Source organism: Streptomyces sp. SBT349, assembly GCF_001083795.1.
In the GTDB taxonomy this organism is placed as follows: domain Bacteria; phylum Actinomycetota; class Actinomycetes; order Streptomycetales; family Streptomycetaceae; genus Streptomyces.
Map to the genome: position 1 here is coordinate 1 of NZ_LAVK01000298.1, position 9,267 is coordinate 9,267.

A 9,267-nucleotide genomic window follows, 5' to 3' on the forward strand; every position below is an offset into this window, starting at 1 on the left:
CCTGGGTGTGGGGGGAGTGCTAGGGCGGCGGTGCGGTGGCCGGGGCGGATCGCGGGGGCGCGGACGCCGCGCGGTCCGCCGTCCAGAACGGACCGTCCGGGTAGGCGAACTCGGCCAGCGACGCGGGCAGCATCTCGGCCGAGGCTCCGGGCGCGAGGGGTGCCAGGTAGTGGCCGTTCCGGATCCCGACCGGGTGGGCGAAGTGCTCGTGCAGGTGATCGACGTACTCGATGACCCGGTCCTCGGTGGTCCCGGACAGCGCGACGTAGTCGAACATCGAGAGGTGCTGGACCAGTTCGCACAGCCCGACGCCACCCGCGTGGGGGCAGACGGGCACGTCGAACGCGGCGGCCAGCAGGAGGATGGCGAGGTTCTCGTTGACGCCGGCGACCCGGGCGGCGTCGATCTGGAGGATGTCGATGGCCCCGGCCTGGAGCAGCTGCTTGAACACGACGCGGTTCTGGACGTGTTCGCCGGTGGCGACGCGGATCGGGGCGACGGCCTTGCGCACCGTCGCGTGGCCCAGGACGTCGTCCGGGCTGGTGGGCTCCTCGATCCAGTACGGCTGGAACTCGGCGAGCGCGTTCGTCCAGGCCACCGCCTGGGGCACGTCCCAGCGCTGGTTGGCGTCGATCGCGATCCTGACGTCGGGGCCGACGGCCGCGCGGGCGGCGCGGCAGCGCCTGATGTCGTCGTCGAGGTCGGCGCCGACCTTCAGCTTGATCTGGGTGAAGCCGTCGGCGACGGCCGCCCTGGCCAGCCGGGTGAGCTTGTCGTCGGAGTAGCCGAGCCACCCGGGGGAGGTGGCGTAGGCGGGGTAGCCGTCGCGCAGCAGCCGCTCGGTCCGCTCGGCGGCGCCGCTCCGCCCGCGCCGCAGGAGGGCGAGGGCGTCCTCGGGGGTGAGGGCGTCGGTGAGGTAGCGGAAGTCCACCTGGGAGACGAGCCAGGCGGGATCCGCGTCCGCCAGCAGCCGCCACAGCGGCTTCCCGGCCCGCTTGGCCGCCAGGTCCCAGACGGCGTTGACGACGGCCCCGACCGCCATGTGGATGACGCCCTTCTCGGGGCCGAGCCATCGCAGCTGGCTGTCGCCGATCAGGTCGCGGCTGAGCGATCCCGGGTCGGCGCACAGCTGCTCGACCCCGCGGCCGACGACATAGGGGAGCAGCGCCTCGATGGCGGCCACCTGGACGTCGTTGCCGCGCCCGATGGTGAACGCGAAGCCGTGGCCGGTCAGCCCGTCGTCCGCGTCGGTGGAGAGCACGACATACGCGGCGGAGTAGTCGGGGTCGGGGTTCATCGCGTCGGAGCCGTCGTGCTCGCGCGAGGTGGGGAAGCGGATGTCGTAGGTGTGCGCGGCGGTGACGCGCGGGTGATTGCGTGACATGGCGGCGCCCCTCAGTCCTGTGCCCGGCCGGTGGTGACCCGGGCGATCATGAGCGCCAGGAGGATGATGCCGCCGTAGATCGCCTGGATCCAGAACGACGAGACCTGGGCCAGGGTCAGCAGGTTCTGCACCACCCCGAGCAGCAGCACGCCGGTGAGCGCGCCGAGCATGCTGCCCTTGCCGCCGTCCAGGCTGATGCCGCCGATCACCGCGGCGGCGAACACGGTGAAGATCATGTTCTCGCCCTGGTTGGAGTTGATCGCGCCGACGTAGCCGGTCTGGATCAGCCCTCCGACGGCGGCGAGGACGCCGGCGATGACGAAGACGGCGAGCATGACCCGGTCGACGCGGATGCCCGCCGCGCGCGCCGCCTGCTGGTTGCCGCCGATGGCGTACAGGGCGCGGCCCCACCGGTGGTACTTGAGCATCAGCCCGGCCGTGGCGAACGCGGCGGCGGCCAGCCACACGGAGGCGGGGACGGACAGGAAGGTGGTGGTGGCCAGCGTGAAGAACGCCTCGGGCATGCCGAACAGGGTCTGGCCCTCGGTGGCGCCGACCAGCAGGCCGCGCAGGATGATCAGCATGGCGAGGGTCACGATGAAGGCGTTGAGCCGGAGCTTCACCACGAGCAGGCCGTTGACCGCGCCGACGCCCGCGCCGACGAGCAGGATGGCCACGATGCCCAGGGCCACGGGGAGTTCGGCGCCGAAGCCGGCCTGGGCGGCGGGCAGCACCAGCAGCGCCCCGAGGGCGGGGGCGATTCCCACCACCGACTCCAGCGACAGGTCGAACTTGCCGGTGATCAGCACCAGCGACTCGGCGAGCACGACCATCGCCAGCGCGGCCGAGGCCCCGAGGATGGAGATGATGTTCCGCTCGGTCAGAAAGGTGTCGTTGGTGAACGAGCCCAGCACCACAAGCAGCAACAGGGCGGGCATCAGGGCCAGTTCGCGCATCCGCCGCCACAGCGGCGAGTTGCGCGACAGCACCGCCGCGGTCCTCGGCCCGCGGGACGCCGCGGCGGGGTGCCCCGCTGCCGACGGTGTCCTGGTGTCAGCCACGGTCCACTCCTTCGATCGATGAGATCAGCTCGTTGTCGCTCCAGCCGGCCGCGTACTCGGTGACGATCCGGCCGTGGAAGAGGACCAGCACGCGGTCGCAGTGCCGCAGGTCGTCCAGTTCGTCGGAGACCAGCAGCACGCCGACGCCGCTGTCCCGCGTGGTGTCGACGCGGGCGAGCAGTGACTCCTTGGATTTCACGTCCACCCCCGCGGTGGGGTTGATCAGCACCAGCAGCCGGGGGTCGGAGGCCATGGCGCGGGCCATGACGACCTTCTGCGCGTTGCCGCCGGACAGGTCGGACACCGGCTGCTCGGGGCCCTGGGCGTGGACGTCGAGGCGTTCGATCAGCTCGTTCGCCAGGGCCCGCTTCCGCTTCTGGCCGACGAACCCCCAGCGGCCGAGGCGGCCCAGCACGGTCATGGTGGTGTTGTCGCCGATGGACATGCCGGGGACGGCGCCCTGCTCGTCCCGGTCCCGCGGCACGCATCCGACGCCCGCCCGCAGCGCGGCGCTCACGTCGCCGAACCTCAGCGGCACGCCCTCGACCTCGGCGCTCCCGGAGTCGGGGGTGTGCAGCCCGGCGAAGGTCTCGGCCAGCTCGACCTTGCCGCTGCCGCTGCTCCCGGCGAGGCCGACGACCTCGCCGTGGCGCACGGTCAGGTCGATGTCGGCGTAGGCCGGGCCAGACAGGCCGCGGGCGGAGAGCCGCTCGGGCGCGTCGGCCGCGGGAGCGGGCCGCACGTCGCCGCGGGCGAGGACGGCCTCGCCGGTCATGGCCTCCACCAGCGCGGAACGGGACAGGTCCGCGACGGGCGCGGTGGTGATCCAGCGCGCGTCCCGCAGCACGGTGACCGTCTGGCAGACCTCGTACACCTCCTGGAGGTGGTGCGAGATGTAGAGGAACGTCACGCCCGACCGCTGGAGCTCCCGCATGCGGGCGAAGAGCCGCTCGATCTCCCGCTTGTCGAGCTGGGCGGTCGGCTCGTCCAGGATGATGAACCGCGCGCCGAAGGAGAGCGCGCGGGCGATCTCCACCATCTGGCGGCTCTCGACGGAGAGGTCCGCGGTGCGGGCCCTGGGGTCGACCCGCACCGCCCAGGTGTCGAGCAGCTCGGCGGCCTGCTCGTACAGCCCGCGCCAGCTGATGAGGCCGCGGCGCAGCGGCTGCCGGTTGATGAACAGGTTCTCCGCGACGGTCAGTTCCGGCACGACGGTGGGCTTCTGGTAGACGCAGGCGACCCTCCGGCGCCAGGCGTCGCGGTCGCCCAGCGGCGGGGCGGGCTCGCCGTCGAAGAGGACCGTGCCCTCGTCGGCGGCCTGGAGCCCGGTGAGGACGGAGACCAGGGTGGACTTGCCCGCGCCGTTCCTGCCGACCAGGGCGTGGGACTCCCCCGGCAGCACGGTCAGCCGGCCGTCCCGCAGGGCGGTGACGGGGCCGTAGCGCTTGACGATGCCGTGCGCCTCCGTGAGCGGGCGGCCCTGCGCGGCGGCGGGCTCGGCGGCGGGCTCGGCGGCCGGGTCCTGTGGTGGGACGGTCATCAGCGCGAGTTGCCCCACAGCTCGGGGTCGTCCACGTTCTCGCGGGTGACCAGGGGGGCGGGCAGCTGGTCCTCCAGCAGGCCGTTGGGCAGTTCGACGATGGTGGACCCGTGGTCGGTCGGCCCCGGCTCGAACGTCTCGCCCGCCATCGCCGCGCGGATGTAGTACATGCCGTACTGCGCGTAGGAGTCGGCGGGCTGGGAGACCGTGGCGTCGATCTCGCCCGAGCGGATCGCCTCAAGCTCCTGCGGGATGCCGTCGTTGGAGACGATGGTGATGTGCCCCTCCTCCCCGGCCGGGTGGAGCATGTCCTTGCTGCGCAGGGTCTGGAGGGTGGGCGCCAGGTACACGCCGCCCGCCTGCATGTAGATGCCCTGGATGTCGGGGTTCGCGTTGAGCAGCGTGTCCAGCTGGGCCGCGGCCTTGTCGGACTCCCAGTCGGCCGGGATCTCCAGGACCTCCAGGTCCGGGTACTTCTCGGCGGCGCAGGCACGGAACGCCTCGGAGCGCTCGCGGCCGTTGACGGACGAGAGGTCGCCCATGATCTGGACCACCTTGCCCTCGCCGACCTGCTCGCCGAGGTAGTCGCAGGCCATCTCGCCGTAGGCGACGTTGTTGGCCCGGACGATCATCTCCACCTGGCCCGACTCGGGGGCGACGTCCACGGCGACGACCGGGACGCCACGGCGCTCCGCCTGGTCGAGGGCGGCGGCGATGGCGGCGCTGTCCAGCGGGGCGACGACGAGGCCGGCCACGTTCTGGTTGAGCAGGTTGTTGATGTCGGTGATCTGCTGGGCCGAGTCGTTGTCCGAGTTGATCGTGTCCATGGCGTCGACGCCCTCGGAGTCGGCCATCTGCGGCACGTACTCGTTGTACGCCTGCCAGAACGGCGAGGTCAGCAACGGGAGAACGACGCCGACCGGCCCGTCGGCCGACTCCTGGCCGTTGTCGCCGCCGCCGCCGTCCGATCCGGAGTCCGACGTGCTGCCGCACGCGCTGAGGAGCACGGCCGTGGCGGCCACGGTCATCGCCGCCACCGCCCGCATCGTGCGCGTTGTCTGCCCGAGTGACTGACCAGCCATGCCTACGGCTCTCCTTGTCGAGGGGGTGTTGCGCAACTCGGGGCCGACGCCCCGCCTTTGCCGCGAGGCCACTAATTATCAGACCAATTTGCCTCCCGTCACCCCCCAGGAGCGTCCGGAACCCAAATTTCGGGCAAGTGGTCCGGCCAATCAGTGGATAGACTGCCGCACCTCATGACATCGGAGGACACCGTGGAGCGCAGCACCCCGGCCAGGGGGACGGTGACGCAACGCGCCATCGAGCAGCTCAAGGCTCTGATCGTGGACGGTCAGTTGGAGCCGGGGCAGCGGCTGCCGACCGAGCGGGAGCTCGCGGTCAGGCTGGGGATGTCCCGCAGCTCCATGCGGGAGGCCATCCGGGCCCTGACCGTCCTGGGCGTGCTGGAGGCGCGGCACGGCTCGGGCATCTATGTGACGCAGTTGGAGGCGTCCGACCTGCTGGAGACGCTCGGCGTGGTGGCCGACCTCTCGCGCGGCCCGCAGGTGGTCGAACTGCTGGAGATCAGGCGGGCCCTGGAGGCGACGGCGGCGGCGCTCGCGGCGGCGCGGATCAACCCTGAGCAGCTGGCCGAGGTCGAGACGCACCTGACGGCGATGTACGCGACCGAGGACCCGGGCGAGATCATCGCCCACGACCTGGACTTCCACCGGGCCGTGGCCGCCGCCACCGGGAACCTCACGCTCGCGGCGATCCTGGAGGGGCTCTCCTCGCGGACGGTCCGCGCCCGCGTCTGGCGCGGCTACCAGGAGGAGGGGGCGTTCGACCGCACGCGCCACGAGCACCGGCGGATCTTCCAGGCGCTCCAGGCCAGGGACCCCGAGGCGGCACGCGCCGCGGCGGCGGCCCACGTCGGCGGCGTGGAGAGCTGGCTGCGGGAACAGCTCGACTAGGGCCTGTCCGGCGAATCCTCGCGGGCTCCCGACGCCGGCGGATGGGGGTACCTCCCAGGCCCCGAAGGGCCTGGGGGAACCTCGCCGCGTTACCGAATCGCCCACGTACTCCCCCAGACTCCGTCCGGGAGGTGCCCCCACGTACGAGGGGCGACCCGGTTCCCTCCTTGCCCGCCAACGGGCAGGAGGGGCCCAGCGATGCACCGCATTGGGGGCACCTCCCAGCCGTCAGGCTGGGGGAGCCGCTCGCCATCCACGAAGATCCGCCGGACAGACCCTAGGGCGTTCCACCGCAGCGCCCGCGGGGGCCCGGCAGCCGGGCCGGGGCTCAGCGACCCCCGGTCAGCGACCGAGGCCCTCGACGGCCTCGGCGCCCGGCAGTTGGAGCAGCGCCTTGCCGGGCACGATCAGCTTGCCGCGGCGGCGTCCGCTGCCGATCAGCACGTAGGGCAGGTCGGTCACGGCGGCGTCGATGAGCAGCGGCCACCCGCCGGGCAGGCCGAGGGGGGTGATCCCGCCGTACTCCATGCCGCTCTCGCCGACGGCGACGTCGTGCGGTGCGAACGAGGCCTTCCGGACGCCGAGATGGCGACGGACCGTGCCGTTGACGTCGACGCGGGCGCTGGAGGGCACCACGCAGGCGGCCAGCCGCGTCTCCCCGGCCCGCTTCCCCACCACCACCACGCAGTTGGCCGAGGCGGACAGCAGCTCGCTCCCGTGCGCGGCGACGAAGTCGGCGGTGTCGGCCACGGCGGGGTCGCTGTCCACGAAGACCAGGTGGTCGGCGGGCACGGGTCCCGACCAGGCGCGGACCGCGTCGGCCACGGGAGCGGGGAGCAGGTCGAGGGCCTCGGGGGCGGTACGGACGTCGGCGAAGTCGCCGAGGGGGGCGCGCATCTTCGCACCGTACCAGCAGGCCACGACACCCCCGGGGCGCCCCGGAACGCCGGTGCGGGCGGGCCGGTGCGGGCAGGTCAGGGCGAGGCCGCCGGGACGGAGACGGCCATGGTCAGCCCGGCCGGCTCCCGGCCCTCGTTCCGGTACCCGTGCGGGACATGCGAGCCGAAGACGGCCGACGTCCCGGCGGGCAGCGGGTGGTCGGCCCCGTCCACGCGGAGCGTGAGCACGCCCTCGGTGACGTGCACCAGCTCCGTGGTGCCCGCCGGGTGCGGGTCGGACTCGTGCCCCTCCCCCGGCATCAGCCGCCACCGCCACAGTTCGAGCGGTCCCGGCGACTCGGTGCCCGCCAGCAGCGTGCTGTGGCTGCCCGCCTCGGTGGACCAGAGCCTGACCGCCTCCGCGGGAGGGACCACCCGGACCGTGGGAGGCCGGTCGGCCTCCAGCAGGGTCGCGACGCTGACGCCGAGCGCGTCACCCACCTTCACCACCGTCCCCACGCTGGGGTTGGTCCTCGCCTGCTCGATCTGGATCAGCATCCCGCGGCTCACCCCGGCCCTGGCCGCGAGCGCGTCGAGGGTCAGGCCGCGGTCGGCACGGAGGCGCCTGAGATTCCGGGCGAGCGACTGGGTGAGCTGGTCGAGGTCGGTCACGGGCGCCTTCCGCACGGCCTGGGACACCGTCCCGGTCAATATGATGTACCGCGAGTCCACTCCGTTGCACTACTCTGCACTGGACCCGATCGTTCACCACACTGTACCGACCGTGTGGTCCCGTCGCGCTGCGAGGTGCCCCATGGTTGCCCTGGCCCTGATCACGAGCCTGCTGTGGGGCCTGGCCGACTTCGGCGGGGGCCTGCTGACCCGGCGCATCCCCGCGTTGACCGTCGTCGTCGCCTCGCAGGCGCTGGCCGCCCTCGCGCTCGGCGCGGTCGTGGTGGCCACCGGCGCCTGGAGCGAGGCGGGCCCCCGGCTCTGGTTCGCCGTGGCCGCGGGCGCCATAGGCCCGGTGGCGCTCCTCGCCTTCTACCACGCGCTGGCGCTGGGGCCGATGGGCGTCGTCTCGCCGCTGGCCGCGACCGCGGTGGTGGTGCCGATCGGCTTCGCGCTGCTGCTGGGCGAACGGCCGGGCTCCACCCAACTGGCGGGCCTGCTCGTCGTCTTCACCGGCGTCGTGCTCGCGGGCGGACCGCGGATCGGCGGCGCGGCCGTGCCGCGCGAGACGGTGGGGTACGCGCTGTTCGCCGCCCTCGGGTTCGGCGCGGTGCTCGCGCTGATCGCCGAGGCGTCCACCTCGCTGAACGGGCTGTTCCTCGCGCTGTTCGTCCAGCGCGTCTGCAATCTGGCGACCGGCGGGGCCGCCCTGTGCGCCGCGGCGCGGCGGGGCGTGCGGGTGCTGCCCGAGGGCGGGCGGAAGGCGCTGGTCGCGGCGCTGCCCGGGCTGACGTTCGTCGGCCTGGCGGATGTCGCCGCCAATGCGACGTACGCGCTGGCCGTGGGCATGGGCCCGGTCACCGTGGCCGCCTCGCTGGCCGCCCTCGACCCGGTGGTCACGGCGGTGGCGGCCAGGGGCGTGCTGCGCGAGCGGCTGCGGGCCGTGCAGGCGGCGGGCGCGGGCCTGGCCGTGGCCGGCACCCTCCTGCTGGCCTCGGGCTGACGCCCGCCGCGCCGTTCAGCCGTGGGGCCTGAGCATCCACTCGACGGTCATCTCCGCGGTCACGGCGCCGTCTTCGCGCCGCACGGAGACGGACACGGGGAACTCGGGGCGCAGCCCGGCGTCCAGGTCCGCGAGCACGTCGGCCGCGGGACGGCCGAGGACGGCGGTGGCCGTGACCGGGCCGCGGGCCACCTTCCGGTAGGCGATCTCGGCGCGCACGGCCAGCGGCACCATGCTCGCGAGCCGGTCGCCGAACGCGGCCAGCACGACGGCGCCGCTCGCGGACTCGGCCAGCGTGAACATCGCCCCCGCGTGCGGGCCGCCGATGTGGTTGTGGAAGGCGGGCTGGTCCGGGAGCCGCACCACCGCGCGGTCCGCGCCCGCCTCCTGGACTTCCAGGCCGAGGGTGCGGACCATCGGGACGGTGGCGGCGAGGAGTTCACCGATGGACGGCTGGCTGTCGGTCATGAACACAGGTTACCAACGGGTAAGTCGCAGGTGCGTAGCAATACCCCTGGCCGACGTGGTCCGGCACGGCGCGGGGCCGTAGGGTCACGCGCATGAGGGCAGGAGAACCGCAGCCGGGGGGCGAGCCCAACCCCCCGTGGTCGAACCCGTATCAGCAGCCGGGGTACCAGCAGCAGAACCCGTACCAGGGCGCCGAGCCGAGCGAACAGTGGCAGGCACAACCAGGCCAGGCACAACCGGGGCAGACGCCCCCCGCGCACATGCCCCCCCGTCTCTTTTACAAATCTG

At 73.2% G+C, this 9,267-nt stretch carries 9 protein-coding genes and 1 pseudogene; 3 read left to right on the top strand and 7 right to left on the bottom strand.

Annotation, left to right across the window (positions count from 1 at the left end; translation table 11 throughout):
* Positions 1–19: 19 nt before the first annotated feature.
* Genes ADY01_RS27620 through ADY01_RS27635 form a run of 4 tightly spaced genes read right to left on the bottom strand, consistent with a single transcriptional unit; the run spans position 20 to position 5,031 of the window.
* Complete coding sequence (locus ADY01_RS27620) at positions 20–1,384, bottom strand: enolase C-terminal domain-like protein (RefSeq protein WP_049578958.1); 1,365 nt, start codon at positions 1,382–1,384, stop codon at positions 20–22.
* 11 nt (positions 1,385–1,395) lie between these two features.
* Positions 1,396–2,445, bottom strand: coding sequence for an ABC transporter permease (locus ADY01_RS27625; RefSeq protein ID WP_049578959.1), 1,050 nt, complete (start codon positions 2,443–2,445; stop codon positions 1,396–1,398).
* Complete coding sequence (locus tag ADY01_RS27630) at positions 2,438–3,985, bottom strand: sugar ABC transporter ATP-binding protein (RefSeq protein ID WP_078900664.1); 1,548 nt, start codon at positions 3,983–3,985, stop codon at positions 2,438–2,440. The genes ADY01_RS27625 and ADY01_RS27630 overlap by 8 nt, the downstream gene beginning before the upstream one ends.
* Complete coding sequence (locus ADY01_RS27635; protein WP_420715746.1) at positions 3,985–5,031, bottom strand: sugar ABC transporter substrate-binding protein; 1,047 nt, start codon at positions 5,029–5,031, stop codon at positions 3,985–3,987. Before ADY01_RS27635 ends, ADY01_RS27630 begins: the two co-directional genes overlap by 1 nt.
* 210 nt (positions 5,032–5,241) lie before the next feature.
* Between ADY01_RS27635 and ADY01_RS27640 the strand changes: the two genes are divergently transcribed.
* Complete coding sequence (locus ADY01_RS27640) at positions 5,242–5,958, top strand: FadR/GntR family transcriptional regulator (RefSeq protein WP_199826325.1); 717 nt, start codon at positions 5,242–5,244, stop codon at positions 5,956–5,958.
* Between the two features lie 342 nt (positions 5,959–6,300).
* Here ADY01_RS27640 and ADY01_RS27645 read toward each other — a convergent pair whose 3' ends face one another.
* Both ADY01_RS27645 and ADY01_RS27650 read right to left on the bottom strand, forming a co-directional pair.
* Positions 6,301–6,855 (bottom strand): YbaK/EbsC family protein, encoded by a 555-nt coding sequence (locus ADY01_RS27645; RefSeq protein WP_049578961.1) that lies wholly within the window; start codon positions 6,853–6,855, stop codon positions 6,301–6,303.
* A 77-nt stretch (positions 6,856–6,932) separates the two neighbouring features.
* The gene (locus tag ADY01_RS27650; protein WP_049578970.1) at positions 6,933–7,508 is read right to left on the bottom strand and encodes a helix-turn-helix domain-containing protein; all 576 of its coding nucleotides are present in this window, start codon (positions 7,506–7,508) and stop codon (positions 6,933–6,935) included.
* Positions 7,509–7,650: 142 nt separating this feature from the next.
* On the opposite strand from ADY01_RS27650, the gene ADY01_RS27655 reads away from it, so the two are divergent.
* Complete coding sequence (locus ADY01_RS27655) at positions 7,651–8,511, top strand: DMT family transporter (protein WP_049578963.1); 861 nt, start codon at positions 7,651–7,653, stop codon at positions 8,509–8,511.
* A gap of 15 nt (positions 8,512–8,526) precedes the next feature.
* Here the strand turns inward: ADY01_RS27655 and ADY01_RS27660 are convergent, their stop codons facing one another.
* Complete coding sequence (locus ADY01_RS27660) at positions 8,527–8,979, bottom strand: DUF4442 domain-containing protein (RefSeq protein ID WP_049578971.1); 453 nt, start codon at positions 8,977–8,979, stop codon at positions 8,527–8,529.
* A gap of 92 nt (positions 8,980–9,071) precedes the next feature.
* Here ADY01_RS27660 and ADY01_RS40940 point away from each other — a divergent pair.
* Positions 9,072–9,267: pseudogene (locus tag ADY01_RS40940) on the top strand (hypothetical protein); the annotation flags it as partial.